Annotated in this window: 15 protein-coding genes; 3 read left to right on the forward strand and 12 right to left on the reverse strand. The window is 60.4% G+C overall.

Annotated features, from left to right (window positions below; translation table 11 throughout):
• Positions 1-178 precede the first annotated feature (178 nt).
• Positions 179-826, forward strand: a complete 648-nt coding sequence (locus FHT87_RS09715) for a TetR/AcrR family transcriptional regulator (RefSeq protein WP_183801439.1) — start codon at positions 179-181, stop codon at positions 824-826.
• 146 nt (positions 827-972) lie between these two features.
• Here the strand turns inward: FHT87_RS09715 and guaA are convergent, their stop codons facing one another.
• The 3 genes from guaA to FHT87_RS09730 all read right to left on the reverse strand — a co-directional run bounded on the left by guaA (position 973) and on the right by FHT87_RS09730 (position 3813).
• Positions 973-2535 (reverse strand): glutamine-hydrolyzing GMP synthase, encoded by a 1563-nt coding sequence (gene guaA, locus FHT87_RS09720; protein WP_183727768.1) that lies wholly within the window; start codon positions 2533-2535, stop codon positions 973-975.
• 193 nt (positions 2536-2728) lie between these two features.
• Entirely contained in the window at positions 2729-3367 is a 639-nt protein-coding gene (locus tag FHT87_RS09725; protein WP_183727770.1) for a 5'-methylthioadenosine/S-adenosylhomocysteine nucleosidase, read from the reverse strand.
• Entirely contained in the window at positions 3364-3813 is a 450-nt protein-coding gene (locus tag FHT87_RS09730) for a PaaI family thioesterase (protein ID WP_183802656.1), read from the reverse strand. The genes FHT87_RS09725 and FHT87_RS09730 overlap by 4 nt, the downstream gene beginning before the upstream one ends.
• 231 nt (positions 3814-4044) lie before the next feature.
• Between FHT87_RS09730 and FHT87_RS09735 the strand changes: the two genes are divergently transcribed.
• Positions 4045-5124 (forward strand): DUF2252 family protein, encoded by a 1080-nt coding sequence (locus FHT87_RS09735; protein WP_183801442.1) that lies wholly within the window; start codon positions 4045-4047, stop codon positions 5122-5124.
• On the opposite strand, the gene FHT87_RS09740 is transcribed toward FHT87_RS09735, so the two are convergent.
• Genes FHT87_RS09740 through FHT87_RS09755 form a run of 4 tightly spaced genes read right to left on the reverse strand, consistent with a single transcriptional unit; the run spans position 5103 to position 10174 of the window.
• Positions 5103-6203: a DUF1513 domain-containing protein gene (locus FHT87_RS09740; protein ID WP_183801444.1), complete on the reverse strand. Its 1101-nt coding sequence runs from the start codon at positions 6201-6203 to the stop codon at positions 5103-5105. The genes FHT87_RS09735 and FHT87_RS09740 overlap by 22 nt on opposite strands.
• A gap of 4 nt (positions 6204-6207) precedes the next feature.
• On the reverse strand, positions 6208-7311 hold the full coding sequence (locus FHT87_RS09745; RefSeq protein WP_183727778.1) for an imelysin family protein: 1104 nt from the start codon (positions 7309-7311) through the stop codon (positions 6208-6210).
• A complete protein-coding gene (locus FHT87_RS09750; protein WP_183801448.1) occupies positions 7311-8849 on the reverse strand; it encodes a di-heme oxidoredictase family protein in 1539 nt (512 codons plus the stop codon). The genes FHT87_RS09745 and FHT87_RS09750 overlap by 1 nt, the downstream gene beginning before the upstream one ends.
• 47 nt (positions 8850-8896) lie before the next feature.
• Positions 8897-10174, reverse strand: coding sequence for an imelysin family protein (locus FHT87_RS09755; RefSeq protein ID WP_183801451.1), 1278 nt, complete (start codon positions 10172-10174; stop codon positions 8897-8899).
• Between the two features lie 233 nt (positions 10175-10407).
• Between FHT87_RS09755 and FHT87_RS09760 the strand changes: the two genes are divergently transcribed.
• Positions 10408-10917, forward strand: coding sequence for an HPP family protein (locus tag FHT87_RS09760; RefSeq protein WP_183727783.1), 510 nt, complete (start codon positions 10408-10410; stop codon positions 10915-10917).
• Positions 10918-10920: 3 nt separating this feature from the next.
• Here the strand turns inward: FHT87_RS09760 and FHT87_RS09765 are convergent, their stop codons facing one another.
• From FHT87_RS09765 to FHT87_RS09785, 5 genes are all read right to left on the reverse strand, one after another.
• Positions 10921-12210, reverse strand: a complete 1290-nt coding sequence (locus tag FHT87_RS09765; protein WP_183801453.1) for an RsmB/NOP family class I SAM-dependent RNA methyltransferase — start codon at positions 12208-12210, stop codon at positions 10921-10923.
• 180 nt (positions 12211-12390) lie between these two features.
• Entirely contained in the window at positions 12391-12753 is a 363-nt protein-coding gene (locus FHT87_RS09770; RefSeq protein WP_183801455.1) for a septal ring lytic transglycosylase RlpA family protein, read from the reverse strand.
• Positions 12754-13162: 409 nt separating this feature from the next.
• A complete protein-coding gene (locus FHT87_RS09775; protein WP_183801458.1) occupies positions 13163-14032 on the reverse strand; it encodes an SDR family oxidoreductase in 870 nt (289 codons plus the stop codon).
• Entirely contained in the window at positions 14032-15192 is a 1161-nt protein-coding gene (gene queG, locus FHT87_RS09780) for a tRNA epoxyqueuosine(34) reductase QueG (RefSeq protein ID WP_183801461.1), read from the reverse strand. Before queG ends, FHT87_RS09775 begins: the two co-directional genes overlap by 1 nt.
• A gap of 12 nt (positions 15193-15204) precedes the next feature.
• Complete coding sequence (locus FHT87_RS09785; RefSeq protein WP_113298271.1) at positions 15205-15897, reverse strand: glutathione S-transferase family protein; 693 nt, start codon at positions 15895-15897, stop codon at positions 15205-15207.
• Positions 15898-16149: the final 252 nt, after the last annotated feature.

The raw sequence follows: 16149 nt of genomic DNA on the forward strand, positions 1-16149 counted from the left end.
GTGGATGGAGGGGGGCTGAGCCTGGCGCGCAATATCGTTCAGCGATGCGCATTCGATATCGCTGGGCGGCCAAGGGAAACTTGATTTGGCAGACACGATGAAATCCGCTCTTGGGATTTCGGACACTGCATAGTATCGTAATTCAAGAATAAAGATACTGTCAAGGACTGGAATTGTCGTGACCGAAAATAGTCGAGGCCGACGCGGCCGGCCCATCAACGAGGCGCTTGGCCAAACCATAGTCGACGCCGCGGGCGAACTCTTTGCAGAATTGGGTTTCCAAGCGACGACATTAGACATGGTCGCCCAGCGGGCGAAGATATCCAAGCTCAGCATTTACAGGCACTTCGAGAACAAAGAGGCGCTGTTTGGCGCGGCGTTTGCGGCCCGCTGCCATCAGTTAATACCACAGGCCCTTTTTGAAGGCGTGGACGGTTCGGCCGAAGATCAGCTCATGGGGGTGGGATCATCACTGCTTCGCACGCTGTTGCGCCCGGACGTCCGCAGTGTCGAAGCCATGGTCATGGCCGACGTGACGAGTCAAAAGTCGTTGAGCAAGCTCCATTATGAAGCCGGCCCCGCCCACATCATCGCCCAAATCGAGGCCCTGTTGCGTCAATTGCATGCGAAGGCGGTTCTGAACGTGCCCGATCCTCACCGGTCCGCCCGCTTGTTTGCCGCGCTTTTCAAAGGATCCGATCTCCTGACTATCGCACGCTTCGATCAGGCGAGAGCAGAGGACGACAACGAAATCGAATCCTATTGCCGGTCGGCTGTTGCCATGTTCATCGCCGCGCACGGTAGCAACGACCACGCGGGCGGATAGCCTAGACGAGGCCGCGAAGGAGGGCGGCGAGCAACCAATAACGCCCGCTTTTTTGGGAGGCGCCATTCAAGCACAGCCCAAATGGATGAAACAGACACGGCAGCGAAAATTGGCGCTTAGACTGCGCGATCACCACCGTTCCCCCCTCACTCCCACTCGATCGTGCCGGGCGGCTTGCTTGTCACGTCGTAAACCACGCGGTTGATACCGCGGACTTCGTTGATGATGCGGGTGGCGGCGCGGCCGAGGAATTCCATGTCGTAGTGATAAAAATCCGCCGTCATGCCGTCGACGGAGGTCACGGCACGCAGTGCGCAGACGAATTCATAGGTACGGCCGTCGCCCATGACGCCGACGGTCTGGACGGGCAGCAGCACGGCGAAAGCCTGCCAGATCGCGTCATAGAGACCGGCCTTGCGGATCTCGTCGAGATAGATCGCATCGGCTTCGCGCAGGATATCGAGCTTCTCGCGGGTGATGCCGCCTGGGCAGCGGATGGCAAGGCCTGGACCCGGGAAAGGGTGACGGCCGATAAAGCTGTCCGGCAGGCCGAGTTCCTTGCCGAGAGCGCGTACTTCATCCTTGAAGAGTTCGCGCAGCGGCTCGACGAGCTGCATCTTCATGCGCTCCGGCAGGCCGCCGACATTGTGGTGCGACTTGATGGTGACGGAAGGGCCGCCGGTGAAGGAGACCGATTCGATCACATCGGGATAGAGCGTGCCCTGGCCGAGGAAATCGGCGCCGCCGAGCTTCTTCGCCTCGTCCTCGAAAGTCTCGATGAACAGGCGGCCGATGATCTTGCGCTTGGTTTCCGGGTCGGAAACGCCTTCGAGCTCGCCGATGAAGCGGTCGGCGGCGTCGACATGGATCAGGTGCAGATTGTAGTGCTCGCGGAACATGGCGACGACGCCTGCGGCCTCGTCCTTGCGCATAAGGCCGTGGTCGACGAGGATGCAGGTCAACTGGTCGCCGACGGCTTCGTGAATGAGCAAGGCTGCAACCGAGGAATCCACGCCGCCTGATAGCGCGCAGATGACGCGCTTGTCGCCGACTTGGCGGCGGATGTCCTCGACAGCCTTCTGGCGGTAGGCGGACATGGTCCAGTCCCCCTGGATGCCGGCGATGTTGTGGATGAAATTCGCGATCAGCTTGGCGCCATCGGGGGTATGCACGACTTCCGGATGGAACTGCACGCCGTAATATTTGCGTTTCTCGTCGGCAATGAAGGCGTAAGGCGCGTTGGACGAGGTTGCGACAACCTCGAAGCCCTCGGGCAGTTTCGTCACGCGGTCGCCGTGGCTCATCCAGACCTGATGGCGCGAACCCTTGGACCAGAGGCCTTCGAACAAGGCGCAGTCCTCATCGACCTCGAGGAATGCACGGCCGAATTCGCGGTGATGACCGCTTTCCACCATGCCGCCGAGCTGCATGCACATCGTCTGCTGGCCATAGCAGATGCCGAAGACCGGAAGGCCGCTGTCGAAGATGACCTGCGGCGCCCGGGGCGATCCTTCATCGACCGTCGAGGCCGGGCTGCCGGACAGGATCACGGCTTTCGGCTGAAGGCGCCTGAAGCCCTCCTCGGCAGACTGGAAGGGAACGATCTCGCAATAGACACCAGTTTCGCGCACGCGTCGTGCGATGAGCTGGGTCACCTGGCTGCCGAAATCGACGATGAGAACGCTATCGGGATGTGCTGTCTGGGTCATGGCGAGCCTTTAATGAAAAGCGCCTCTTCTTGCAATCCGGGAATTCGGCCGCAGCCGGGTTTTATTGTCCCGATTGTCCCTGTTCTCAGCGCTTGAAGCGTGTCGCGATCGTTCAAATTCGCTGCCACGCTTCAAGCTTTTGTCTTCGCATGTCATTATCGTAAAGCCGCGGCACACTTTTGCGCGACATGCTTCAGAACCAGAAAACGCCGTCTTCCAAAGCGGTAAACAGGCTGTCGACGGCGTAGGAAAGCTTGCGGTCGACGATATGCAGATATTCGGTCCAGCCGGAAATATGCTGCAGCTCGACCGCGCCGTCGGAAATGCCGCGAAGGCCGATCAGCGGCAGTTTGTATCCCTGGCAGGCGCGCAGCACGGCATAGGTCTCCATGTCGACCATGTCGGCTGTGATATTGGCGTAGGCGGCACCCGAGACGACGTTGCCGCCGGTGGAAAGGGTGGCCTCGGGAATGCCGGGAATACGCAGCGGCAGTTCGAGATCGGCCGGCAGGTCGAGAAACGGTGTCTTGCCCTTTTCGAAGCCGAGCGGTGAGGCGTCCATGTCACGATAGGAGACGGCGGTGACCTGATAGACTTCGGTCTGCTGCAGGCGCGCCGAACCCGCAGAGCCGAGCGAGACGACCAGATCGGGCAGATCGTCGGACGCATCGAGACGGGAGAGCGACTTGGAGATCGCGATTGCAGCCTCGACAGGGCCGACGCCGGTCATCAGCGGCTCGATACGCGAACGCAGGAAGGGACCATATTCGGCCTCCGCGGCCATGACGAACAGGATGGACTTGCCTGCGACCGACTTCAGTTCGAATTTCATCCCGTAATTCCCTCTCTTCCGCGAATGACCATCATCGTCCCGGTCATGGACGCGATGAGCTTGGCCGGCCCGTCGCTGATCGCATAACCTCGCCCATCGGCGACGATGATGTTGGAGCCGGGCTTGGTGATCTCGCCCCTGAAGAGGAAACGCTCGCCGCGCCCCGGCGACATGAGGTTGACCTTGAACTCGATCGTGAGGATCGAGGCATCGGCATCGATAACACTATAGGCGGCAAAACCGCAGGCCGAATCGAGCGCCGCGGAAATGATGCCCGCGTGCAAAATGCCGTGCTGCTGTGTCAGTTTGACGTCGAAGGGAAGTTCGATTTCCACCATGCCGTGCTCGACGCGCGTCAGCTCCGCGCCGATCGTATGCATGGCCGCCTGGCGGGAAAAATTCTGGCGGATCCGTTCCCGGAAATCGCCCCTGTCGGTGTCGTTCATCGCAGTCCCTCTCATCGCCGCGAAAGTGGCATGGCCGGGCGGATTCGACAAGATTGCAATCCGGCTCACTGAGCTTTTGTCTCAAGCTACGGCTTTTCGATCACGTGGCCTGTCGGATGTTTGTCCGCGCAATCTCTTGCGGTTGAGAATCGCTTTTGCTTATTTTGCCACGGGATCTCTTCTGAATGACGCTCAACAGGATTATGATCAATCAAACCTGAGGGCGAGCTAATGAAAACGTTTTCTCAATCTATGAGCGATTACGAGGCGTGGCTGGCAAACGAGCTGCAGGGCGAGTTCGTGCAGGACGATGTTGACGAGAAACACCGGAAGATGTGCGAGGACGCCTTCGTCTTCTTGCGCGCAACCTACTGGCGTTGGGCGGAGATCATCTACGACGTCAGGCCGGAGCTTGCCGACATGCCGCAAGTGCTGTCGATCGGCGACACGCATCTGGAGAATTTCGGCACCTGGCGGGATATCGAGGGGCGGCTCGTCTGGGGCGCCAATGATTTCGACGACGCGGCGATCATGCCTTATGGGCTGGATCTCGTGCGGCTGGTGGCGAGCGCCGTTCTGGCTCAGCCGGACGACGGGATTTCCGGCAGGGCGATCGCCGAGCTCATCCTCGCCGGCTATGTGCGCGGCCTCGATCACCCGGCTCCGATCATCCTGGAGCGCGATCATCCGTGGCTCCGCGATAAACTTTTGCTTTCGGAAGATGAGCGGAAAGATTTCTGGAAAAAATGCGACAAGCGTAAGCCCGGCAAAAAGCCGGCCCCAGGCCGTTTTGTCGAGGCCTTGAAAAATGCTCTACCAAAGGGTTCGGGAAACGCCACGCCCGCACCGGTGACGAAGGGGACGGGAAGTCTCGGGCGGCCGCGTTTCGTCGCCTATGTGAAGGAGTGGCGCGGCGGACCCGTGCTGCGTGAAGCCAAGGCGCTTGTGCCCTCCGCCTGGTCGCTGGCAAGGTCTGGAGATCACGTCATCAGAACCGGGGTCATCGCTGCCGGGCGGATGCGCAGCCCCGATCCCCATTTCATGGTGACCGGTCGCATTCTCGTTCGCAGGCTTTCGCCGAACAGCCGCAAGATCGAGATCAAGACCGACGCGAAGACCCTGTTGAACGGTTCAATGCTGGAATTGATGGGCTTTGAGATCGCCAACTGTCATTCGGATGACGCAGCGGGTGCCGCGGCAATTCGCAATGACCTGCGTTCCCGCGGCGAGGATTGGCTCTACGAGGCAGCACGGGCAGCAGCGGAAGCCATTGAAAGGGACTGGAAGGCTTACCGCAGCAAAGCTTGCTGAGCGATGCGCACGATATGCTGGTCCCATGCGACATCGCTATGGGTCGAAAGGAAGTCGCCGTCATAGGATGAAACGGCAAAGCCACTGGGAGCAGGCGCAATGCCGGCGGCATCGGGAATGCTTTCCTCGCGCAGCACCTTGCCCGTTTTCGCATCGATGGTGACGGACGCACCGGCGATCGGCGAGGTGACGCCGACGAGCCCGTCCTTCCGGTTGACCGCGATCGCACCGACATAGTTGGCAAGCCGCCGTGTCGTCTCCTCGGGCAGATCGATGAAAACAAGATCCTCGCCCTTGGCGAAATGGCCGACGAGCGGCGGCAGATCCCTGCGGTGCCCCTCGTACTGGCAGGCAAACCAGATGCGGCCGCTGGCATCGATATCGACATGCCGCGTCGAGACCGACGACCATTGGGGCGGCAGGGCATGTTTTTCGATCAGTGTGCCGGTCGCCGCATCGATGAGCGCCAGCGACGGCTGCATGTTGCCGAGATTGAGCTTGGTACGGCCAAAGTCCGGATGTGTCTCGATGCCGCCATTGGCAACGATCAACATGCGGCCGTCATCGGAAACCGTCATGTCATGCGGGCCGACGCCATAGGTTTCATATTCGCCGATGCGGACGAAACGGTTCGTCGCATCGTAGAGGCCAATCATGCCCCTGTTGTTGTCGAAGTCGTTCTCACTGGCATAGAGCAGCCGCCCATCCGGCGAAAAAGCACCGTGGCCGTAGAAATGCCGGCCTTCCGGCGAGGTGATGACGATGGGTTCGCCCTTGTTCCAGGGATCGAAGATCATGGCGAAAGTGCCGGGCCGGCGGGCGAAGGCGACTGTGTGCCCAGTTGCGCTGCAATGGGCCATACCATGGGCGCGGGCGGGAAGCACCACCTGATCGACGATCTCCCCGCGTTTGGTGACCGTCGCCACGGCAAAGGAGCCGTTGGCAGCACGGATGCCAGAGGCATAGACTGCATCCGCGCGGTCGAGCGCCAACAGCGCCTGTGGCTTCAGCGCGGCCAGGAAGCCGATGCCGGCGGCCTTGATGAAGCCGCGTCGGTCGATGGCGGCGCTGCGCCACATCGGCTCAGTCTCCGTCCGAGAAGGAGAAGCCCGCCGAAAGGCCGATCGCGGCGCCATACTGGTCGCTGATCGTGGTGATGAGGTCGCGGCTTTCCGTCAGCAGCGTATCGAGCTTGGCCTTTTCCGCATCGCTGACGGCGACTTCGATATCCGGGTTCAGCTTGGAGACGCTGTCGATGATCGTCTTGAGCTTGGTGTCGATCGCATCGGCAATCTGCTTCTTTTCCGGCGGCAGCAACTCGGCCATGCCGGCCTTCTGCCAGAGCGTTCGGATGCCTTCGAGATTGGCGGCCATGGACTTCCAGGTATTCTTCGAACGCCAGTAGATCGCCATGCGCGGGCGGGCAGGCGTATCCTTGCCCTTGTAGAACTGCTCCAGCCGCTGGTCGCGGACATTTTCAGCACCATGGACGAGGATACCGAGAAGGGCGGTGACAGCCTCCTTGTTATCCATGAAATCGTCGCTCTGCGGTCCGGGATGCTTCCAGCTCGCCTGCACGCCGTCAGGCTTCTCCCAGGCCGCGACGACTTCGCCAGCCTCGCGCTGGATATTGCCGGCGACCGCCTGGCCGTAGAGGCAGCGGAAGCCACCCTTCTGGTTGATCAGGTCGTCGGAACCATTGCCGTAAAGCACATATTCCAGCGCGGTCAGGCCCTGCAAGGCCACACTCTTGCCGGCGATGGCATCGACGGTCGCGTCCTTCGGATCGGCCTTGGCGATCAGCGCCTGAACCTGCTTGAGGCCGACACCCTTGCGGTCGGGATAGAAGAGGATGTGCTCGAAGAGATTGTCCTGGATGACAGGGCCGGTCTGCACGATCTCGATCGTCGACCAGTAGCGGATCGTATCGTCGAAGGCGGACTTGGCGCGGTCGAGCGTCTGCTGCGTACCGAAAGCGCAGAGGTCGTTCATGGCGGTCGTCAGGCGTGCGGCCGATTGCTGCATGTTGCGGTAGCCGGGCCGAATGACCTCATCGACGGCACGCTGCATGACCGATGGCACGGCATCCTCGTTGAGGCCCGAAGCGGGCGGCGCGGCGCTCTGGGCGGCAGCCGATGTGGCAAGGCCGGTCAAGGCGAGGCAAAGGAGGGTGTGCCAGGGGCGCATCAGAGTGACTCCAGGAATGTAATCAGGGCCTCTCTATCGTCTTTTGACAGCGAGGAGAATGTGTTGCGGGCTTTTTCAGCTTCGCCGCCATGCCAGAGAATTGCTTCGGTGAGATTTCTGGCGCGGCCGTCGTGCAGGAAGAAGCTGTGTCCGCTGACAGTCCGGGTCAGTCCTATACCCCATAGCGGTGGTGTGCGCCATTCACGTCCGCTTGCAAGCCCCACTTGCTGTCCGTCGGCCAGATCGTCGCCCATGTCGTGCAGCAGGAAATCGGAATAGGGCCAGATGAGCTGGAAGGATTGCGCCTTCTCAGCCGTATCGCGTCGGGTGACGAACTTCGGAACATGGCAGGAAATGCAGCCCGAATCGTAGAAAAGCTGCTTACCACGCAGCGTGCCGGCAAAGCTTGCCTTGCGGCGGGCCGGTACCGCGAGGTTCTCGGAATAGAAGGTGACGAGATCGAGTACCGGGCCGGGCGCTTCCTCGTTGCCGAGGCGTTTCTGTACGCCATCAGGCATGGCGAGGCACTTTGTCTCAGCCGCGGTGCAATCGCCATGGGCATCTGGTTTGTCCGGTGTCGAAATGCCGATATCGTTGGAGAAGGCGTCGGCGCTCTGATCGCGCACATTGGCGTTCTGCGCCTTCCAGCCGAAACGACCGAGCGTGATCTCGCCGGTGCGATGGTCGCGTACGATGGCGGCCTTGCCGGATATGCCGTCGTGATCGAGATCATCGGGATCGGCATGCGCGAGAATATCCGCCGCGGGAATTGCCTCGATCAGCCCGAGGCCGATCATCGCCGGGGCGACGCGTGCTGAGATCGTTGTTGCCGGATCGAGCGGCCCGTAGGCGAGATCCTTGGCGGAATAAGCGGGTCTGCGCAGGCTAACCGTCTCCCCGCCCGCAAGCGTGACGGTCTCCTCGATATAGGTGACAGCAACCTTGCCTTCGGCGGCAAGCCCCGGAACCGCGAGGTCCTGAAGTTGGTGGCCGTAAACAGGATCGGGGAAATTGATGACATCGGCGTCGGCGATTGCTTTTTCTTCCTCCGCTGTCTTCGCTGCACGGGCAATGCGCAGGACCATCGAGGTAGCGCTTGGACCATCCTCCGGCGGTTTGCCGCGACCGTCATTGGCGTGGCAGCTCATGCAGGAACGGGCGTTGAAGAGCGGGCCGAGCCCATCGGAGGCTTGCGTAGAGGATGGCGCCGAAACCCAAAGCTTGCGGAAGAGCGCATTGCCGAGCCGGAAATTCTGTTCTTCCTCGAAGGGGATATTGGCCGAAATATGCGAGAAGCTGTCTTCGTTGACCGGATCGATGGATGTTGCCGCACCTGCCTGCATGGCTTCGTAGGGCTCGGCCTTGCTGAAATCATCCGCCGGCCTGACGATATCGGCAACGCGCTTCAGGTCCGCATCGGAAAGGTCGGTTCGTCTGGTCGGAAGATCGAAGGCGCCGGCGATTGCGACGGGAAGCCCGGCAAGCGAGGCGCAGAAAGCTGCGCTGACAAGGAGACGGCGGGCCGGTTTATGCGACATTTCAAGGGTCCGGGCCGCTCCGGTTTCAGAGCGGCCCGCCTTTTTGCTTATTTGAAGACAGCGTTAGGATTATCCAGGCTGTCGGAACCTTCAAGCTCGACGGTGCCGAGGTCAAGTGCGGCAATAACGCGCTGGACCGACTTCGTCTGGTCGATGAGACCGTCGATGGCAGCCTGGACGACAGCGTTGCCTTCCTTGTTGCCCTCGCCGATCATCTGGTCGTACTTCTCGACTGTCTCGCCGCGCTTGGCCATGGCGTGCATGGCATCCAGCGTCTTATTGAGCTTGCCGGTCATCTCGGCGTCGAGAGCCTTGTCCTTGGCGGCAACGAGGTCGTGCAACGACGGGCCGGTCATCTTGGTGCCGTCGACGCGGCTGTATTCGCCCGTATAGGCGGCAGCGATGCCGATCGCATCGTTCAGGTGCGAGTTGTAGGTGTTGTCGGAGAAGCAATCGTGCTCTTCTTCCGGATCGTGCAGCAGCAGGCCGAGCTTCATGCGTTCGCCGGCGAGCTCACCGTAGGAGAGCGAACCCATGCCCGTCAGGATGGCGACGAGGCCAGCCTTCGGATCGGCTTCGACATGCTTGGTGGCTTCGCCATCCGCTGCCCAGTCGTCGGTCATTTCCTGCAGGTCGGAAACGAGCAGCGTGGAAGCCGACTTCAGATATTCGGCGCGGCGGTCGCAATTGCCATGTGTGCAATTCTTCAGATCGTAATCGCTGGCAGGACGCTCGCCCGCACCTGGCCCCGTGCCATGCAGATCCTGGCCCCAGAGCAGGAATTCGATGGCATGGTAGCCGGTCGCGACATTGGCTTCGATACCGCCGGCCTCGGCCAGCGTGCCGGAGAGGAATTCCGGCGTCAGCCTGGAAGCATCGACATCCTTGCCGTCGATCTTGATCGTCTTGTTGGCGATGACATTGGCGACATAGAGAGAGTTCTCGTCGCTTTCCGTGCCGTAGGAGGGATCCACGTAATCGATCAGGCCTTCATCGAGCGGCCACGCGTTGACCTTGCCCTCCCAGTCGTCGACAACTGGGTTGCCGAAACGGTAAACTTCGGTCTGCTGGTAGGGAACACGCGCCTTGATCCATGCGTCCTTGGCAGCCTTCAGCGTCTTATCATCAGGCGCCTTAAGAAACGTGTCGATGGCCGCGTCGAGCGCCTTGGCTGTCGTCAGCGAGTCTTCGTACTTGGCATGAGCGATTTCGGCATAGTGTTTCACGACAGCGGCTGCGTCGGTTGCCGCATGCGCGGGAAGGGCGAGCAGGGCGGCGGGGGCAATCGCCAGCGCGGCTGCTCGGAATGTGCGGTTGAGCTTCATAATCCTCTCCTGTGACGGATTTCCGTCTGAATCCGCCGTTCGTCTCTTCGCCCAAAAGCAAACTGGTGTCAAACACTCTAGTTTGGAATGGTTTTAAGGATGGATTTCCGCGATCATTCTGTCTGTTTGAAAAGCATTTGCTTGAAAATTCGGCATGACGCGCGCTATTTATCGCGCACTCTGCTCAATCCTTCATCTGACCCGCCGAATACTCCCTCATCCGACCGGCCTTCATGCGTCATCACATCAGGCATTTCATTCATCGCCACGAACCGAAGGGCGCATTCCATGCGCACCTCAAGTCTGGAATTGGCGCCGTTATAGGCATGGTTTCAGTCGGTACACTTGCCATCACGACAGGCATTCCGCTGCTGATCGCGCCCTTCGGCGCAACGGCGGTGCTGATCTTCGGACAACCGAAGAGCCCGCTTGCCCAACCGGCCAATGTCATCGGCGGCTATGTCCTTGCTGCTGCAGTCGGTGCCGCAGCCGCTTTCTTCTTTCCGGGTCTATGGTGGGTCGCGGCAATCGCCGTCGGCATCGCGATCGCCGCCATGCTGGCGCTGAGGGTCACGCATCCGCCGGCAGGTGCCGTGCCGCTTGTTGCTCTCGGCTCGCATCTCGGCGGATTGACGCTGTTTGCAGTCGTGCTGCTCGGTGGCGTTCTGCTGGTTGCGATCGCCGTCGTGCACCATCTCATCCCACCGCGGCATCAATATCCGCTACGGGCGCCGTCGCCGTAAGGCTCAGCCTTTCCTTTTGAGGCGGCAGAAGAAGAAGCCGTCAGTATCCGTCGAGGCCGGCGTCAGGGTGATCGTCTTGCCGTCGGAAGAGCGCGGGCGTGTGCTCTCCTTGCCGAACAGGCTATCCCAGGCAGGCAGAGCACCGACGATTTCGAAATCGCCGTTGTCGGCGGCAAAGCGGCGCACCTGCTCTTCGTTTTCCTGCGGCAGCACCGAGCAGGTCACGTAGATGAGTTCGCCGCCGGGGCGCACGAAGCCGCTTGCCTGCGTCAGCGCGTCCTGCTGCTGGGCGGTGCGTTCGTCGAGGTTCTTGGCGGTCAGCCGCCATTTCGTATCCGGGCGGCGGCGCCACGTGCCCGTGCCGGTGCAGGGCGCATCGACCAAAACCTTGTCGCAGCGGTCGCGCAGGCCGGACAGGCCTCTGATATCGTCATGGACCTGAACGTTGCGTGTGCCGGCGCGCTTCAGCCGCTCGATGATCGGCGCAAGCCGCTTGCGGTCGGCATCATACGCGTGGACCTGGCCCTTGTTGTGCATGGCGGCCGCCATGGCGAGCGTCTTGCCGCCGCCGCCGGCGCAGTAATCCAGCACCTGCTCGCCATCGCTAGGCAGCACGAGATCGGCAACGATCTGCGATCCCTCGTCCTGAACCTCGAACCAACCTTTCTGGAACGAAAGCTCGGCCGTCACGTTGGGCAAGCGTGAGGCACCCTCGCCGGCGGGAATCCGGATGCCATAGCGTGCGATCTTCGCTTTATTGGCACCGGCGCGTTCCAGCGCCTTGACGGCCTTTTCGCGGGTGGCCTTCAGGATATTGGCGCGCAGATCAAGCGTCGGGCGCCCGGCAAGCGCCTGTGCTTCGGAAAGCCAGTTGTCACCGAAAGCCTGTTCGAAGGAGGATTGAACCCATTCGGGAATATCGCCCTGCACATGCGGGGCCGCATCGGAAAGAGAGCGGTTTTCGAAGGCCGCGAGCGCCTCGGCCGAAAGCGGCGTCGGTGCGAACTTGTCGTCGGCGAGTTCCGCAGCCAGCGTTTCCGGCGTAAAACCCCACTGGCGGAACATGACGGCATGCGCAATGGCAACGGCGCTGTCGTCGTCCATCAGATAGGCATGGGAGAGCCGCATGCGCAGCGCGTCATAGACGATGTTGCCGATCGCCGCCCGATCGCCGGAGCCGGCGAAACGGTGGGCGAGGCCCCAGTCCTTCAGCGCATCGGCGACAGGCCTTTTACGGGCGTCGATATCAGCCAGAACCGAAATCGCCCCTTCGAGGCGGCCGCCCAAACGCATTCAAACTTCTCCTGTTGCCTTGGCTGGTGAACGATCCACGCAAATGAGTCCCAGGAAACCTGCCAGGGAAACCTAAGTGACTGGGCGGATTGTTCACAAGTCTCAACCGCGTGGTTACCCGCGATTGACGGCAAGAGCAAGCGCCGCATCCGGCGCAGGGATTGTGCGGAGGACTTGGCCTCAGCTGATGATTTCGTAGCAGACCTTCGCAGTGCCCGAGGAGACCATGCCGATATTCTGTGCAGCAGCGCGCGACAGATCGAGCACGCGACCACGGATAAACGGACCACGATCATTGATGCGAACGACGACGCTGCGGCCGTTGTTGCGGTTGGTGACCTTCACCTTGGTGCCGAACGCCAGAGAGCGATGTGCGGCAGTATAGATGGCCGGGTTCATGCGTTCCCCGGAAGCAGTTTTGGAGCGAAGTGCGTACCACGAAGCACCGCCACATCCGTTAGCAGCAAACCCTTCCGCCGGAAGGACGAAAGAACAGGCTGCAATGGCTGCGGTGGTGATTAGAGAACGGCAGATTTTCTTCAAAACGGATTGTCCCTCAACTATTGAACTTGCGCCTTCGCAGGCGGTGGGGCTTCAATCCGGGGAAAAGTGGCGAAAAAGTGCCAAGGATGATCACGGAATATTACAGTCTGTAATATTTGTGATTTTGATAACATTGCGGTAGCAGGACACCGCTTTGTCAAGCTGTGGAAAAAACCTAATAAAATCAGCTAAAATCCGAATAATTTTTTCGGAAAAACGGTAAGCAGTTGGTAGTCGCGGGAAATCACAAAATTTTTTTTCTCCGATTGCCATATTTGACGCCACATTTGCGCAAATTTAGGGGCCGTTAACCATAATTCGGAGCGAAATTCAGTTCCCTAAAATTAGAAAGTAGGAAATTTCTACTCTTTATGGGCTATAACCCGCTCACCCGAATGAGAAGGTTTCTTCAACCCCTCCAATGACCATTTTGCCAGAGCTGGGCGAGCGACATCGGGTAGTTCGGGAAGGCAAAACGGAAGCCCGCAGCCTTCAATTTTGCATTCGAAACCCGCTTGTTCTCACCGTAGAAAGAACGGGCCATCGCCGTCATCTCTGCCGTCTCGAAAGCCTGTTCCGGCGGCGGCTCGACGCCCATCAGGCGAGCCGCTTCGACGATGACGTCCTGCGGCGGACCGGGCTGATCGTCCGTGACATTATAGATGCCGCCGAGCGCGTGCTCCGACAGAAAGCGGGTGGAAGCGCCAATGTCCTCAACGCGGATGCGGTTGAAGACTTGCTCCTTCTTGATGATACGACGCGCCGTACCGCGATCGAGATTGACGAAAGCGTTGCGTCTCGGCCCATAGATGCCTGAGAGACGCAAAATTGCGGCCGGCACGCCGCGGGCGCGTCCAAGTGCCAGCCAGGCCTCCTCAGCTTCCAACCGTTCCTTCGAGCGGCCGGAGACCGGAACGCAAAGGGCTTCTTCCGTCACCCAGCCGCCCTTATGATCGCCATAGACGCCGACGGTGGAGAGATAGCCGATCCATTGGAGCTTCGGCAGAAGTGCCGCGCCATCCTGACCAAGCAATGCAAGCAGCGGATCGGTGTCGCGCGGCGCAATCGACTGGACGAGATGAGTAACGTCTGCCATGGCAGCCTGCAGCTCGGCGCTCAAGGTCTCGCCATCAAAAAGGAAGGCTTCAATCCCGGCTCTCCGCAGTTCTTCGGCTTTTTCCGGAGAACGGGTCGTGCCGGAGGTGCGCACGCCGCTCTCACCAAAGGCCTTGGCGATCGCTGTACCGGAATAACCGCAGCCAAAGATCATCACATGCATCAGCTTACTCCTGCCATTCGCCACTCGCCGAGGACATCCTCGTCCGACTCACTTTCCCTTTGTGCGGCAAAGATGTCGAATTCGCCAGCCTTCATGAGCCGCGACAATGCCCAGACCGCCATGCCGCGCACGGTAGGCGAGGCATCGGTGGCCAGAATGCGACATTGCTCGATGAGGCTGCGCTCACCGGAATTGCCGGCGGCGATCAGCACATTACGGATGAAGCGGTCGCGGCCGATGCGCTTGACCGGCGAGCCGCTGAAGAAGCTGCGAAAGGTCGGATCGTCAAGCGTGAGAAGGAAGGCGATGGACGGCTCCTTCAGATCTTCGCGTGCCTTCAGCTTCATTTCCGAGGCTTCGCTTGCGAACTTGTTCCACGGGCAGGCAGCAAGACAATCGTCGCAGCCGTAGATGCGATTGCCGATCAGCGGCCGGAACTCAGGATCGATCGGTCCCTTGTGCTCGATGGTCAGATACGAGATGCAGCGGCGCGCATCGATCTGATAGGGCGCCGGAAAGGCGGCGGTCGGGCAGGCATCGAGGCAGGCGCGGCAGGAGCCGCAATGATCCGTCTCGGGCATATCTATATTGAGATCGGCGGTCGTGAACATCGAGCCGAGGAAAAGCCAGGAGCCATGTTCGCGGCTGAGAAGGTTGGTGTGTTTGCCCTGCCAGCCAAGCCCGGCCGCAGCTGCCAGCGGCTTTTCCATGACCGGTGCGGTATCGACGAAGACCTTAACATCTGCGCCCGCCCTGGCGGCAAAACGTGTGGCGATCTCCTTCAGCCGGCCCTTGATGACATCATGATAATCGCGATTGCGGGCATAGACGGAGATCGCCGCCTTGTCCTTCTTGTCGAGAATGCCGCGCGGATCTTCCTCAGGCCCATAATTGAGGCCGAAGACCGCGACCGAGCGCACATCGCTCCAGAGCGTGCTTGGATCGCCACGGCGCTCTCGTGTCTCGGCCATCCATTCCATCGTTCCATGCCGGCCGGCATCGATGAACTGGCCGAGCCGCTCCTTTGCGTCAGGAATCGAATCCGGACGGGTGACGCGACAGAGATCAAAGCCGAGAGCGAGTGATTCCGCCTTCAGGAAGGCGGTCAAATTGTCGCGGCGCTTGCGCTCTTTTATATCATCGATTTTTGCGTCGGGCATGAAAAGCCCTCGTCAGAAATCCAGGTCGGCATAGTGGGAAACCGGCGTCAGGCCGCGCACGCGTTCGGTCAGAAGCGGGCGGAAGGAGGGGCGCGATTTCAGCCGCTGGTACCAGTCCTTGGCAAGCGGCGATTCCGACCAGTCGATCTCACCGAGATAATCAAGGATGGAGATGGAGGCGGCGGCCGCAAGATCGGCATAGCTCATCCGGTCGCCGGCGAGCCATTGGCGCGAGCCTGCAAGCCATGTGAGATAACGCATATGCTGGCGGATATTGGCACGCGCCGTACGCAACATCTTGGAATCCGGGGCTCCGCCGCCCTGGTCCGCCGTCATCTGCAGCTTGTAGACGCGCTCACGCGCCAGCGGCTTGGTGACGTCGTTTTCCATCTTCTGCATGAACCATTCCGTCAGGCGGCGGATTTCCGCGCGCTGGAACGGGTCCTCGGCAAGCAGCCGACGATCGCGCTTTAGTACGCCATGCGTCTCGTCGAGATATTCGGAAATGACGGTCGCGCCACAGAGCGCCCGCATGCTGTCGTCGACATAGACAGGCAGCGTGCCCGCCGGATTGAGCGCCAGGAAGTCCCGGCGCTTCTCCCAGGTCTGTTCCTCGATCAGCTCCGCCTGATAGCCGTATTCCGCCAGAATGAGCCTGACGAAGCGAGATGCGGACGACATGGGATGATGATAAAGCGTGGGCATCGATACTCGGACTTTTGATTGTGCTGCATGGGTTCAAGGGCGCGCCACTTATACCGCCCTAGTCATGACTCATTAGTTGAAGCTATAGGAGCTTGGCCCCGGCAATACAAGCGAATCGGGGCTATCTGCCTGACGAGGGACAAAACATGGCTGCCTGAATCATCGCAACTCCCCTTCTCGCCTTTTCTTGCCTCCCGCTCTGGCGAATGATGATTGTGCAGTGCAATATAAGTCTGACCGCCATTCCAGTCC

It is taken from the genome of Rhizobium sp. BK316 (assembly GCF_014193695.1).
Classification (GTDB): domain Bacteria; phylum Pseudomonadota; class Alphaproteobacteria; order Rhizobiales; family Rhizobiaceae; genus Rhizobium.

What these genes read in the sequence shown, in the direction of transcription:
- guaA (WP_183727768.1), bottom strand. Translation starts at nt 2,535, where the DNA reads ATGACCCAGACAGCACATCCCGATAGCGTTCTCATCGTCGATTTCGGC.
- FHT87_RS09725 (WP_183727770.1), bottom strand. Translation starts at nt 3,367, where the DNA reads ATGAAATTCGAACTGAAGTCGGTCGCAGGCAAGTCCATCCTGTTCGTC.
- FHT87_RS09730 (WP_183802656.1), bottom strand. Translation starts at nt 3,813, where the DNA reads ATGAACGACACCGACAGGGGCGATTTCCGGGAACGGATCCGCCAGAAT.
- FHT87_RS09735 (WP_183801442.1), top strand. Translation starts at nt 4,045, where the DNA reads ATGAAAACGTTTTCTCAATCTATGAGCGATTACGAGGCGTGGCTGGCA.
- FHT87_RS09740 (WP_183801444.1), bottom strand. Translation starts at nt 6,203, where the DNA reads ATGTGGCGCAGCGCCGCCATCGACCGACGCGGCTTCATCAAGGCCGCC.
- FHT87_RS09745 (WP_183727778.1), bottom strand. Translation starts at nt 7,311, where the DNA reads ATGCGCCCCTGGCACACCCTCCTTTGCCTCGCCTTGACCGGCCTTGCC.
- FHT87_RS09750 (WP_183801448.1), bottom strand. Translation starts at nt 8,849, where the DNA reads ATGTCGCATAAACCGGCCCGCCGTCTCCTTGTCAGCGCAGCTTTCTGC.
- FHT87_RS09755 (WP_183801451.1), bottom strand. Translation starts at nt 10,174, where the DNA reads ATGAAGCTCAACCGCACATTCCGAGCAGCCGCGCTGGCGATTGCCCCC.
- FHT87_RS09760 (WP_183727783.1), top strand. Translation starts at nt 10,408, where the DNA reads ATGCGTCATCACATCAGGCATTTCATTCATCGCCACGAACCGAAGGGC.
- FHT87_RS09765 (WP_183801453.1), bottom strand. Translation starts at nt 12,210, where the DNA reads ATGCGTTTGGGCGGCCGCCTCGAAGGGGCGATTTCGGTTCTGGCTGAT.
- FHT87_RS09775 (WP_183801458.1), bottom strand. Translation starts at nt 14,032, where the DNA reads ATGCATGTGATGATCTTTGGCTGCGGTTATTCCGGTACAGCGATCGCC.
- queG (WP_183801461.1), bottom strand. Translation starts at nt 15,192, where the DNA reads ATGCCCGACGCAAAAATCGATGATATAAAAGAGCGCAAGCGCCGCGAC.
- FHT87_RS09785 (WP_113298271.1), bottom strand. Translation starts at nt 15,897, where the DNA reads ATGCCCACGCTTTATCATCATCCCATGTCGTCCGCATCTCGCTTCGTC.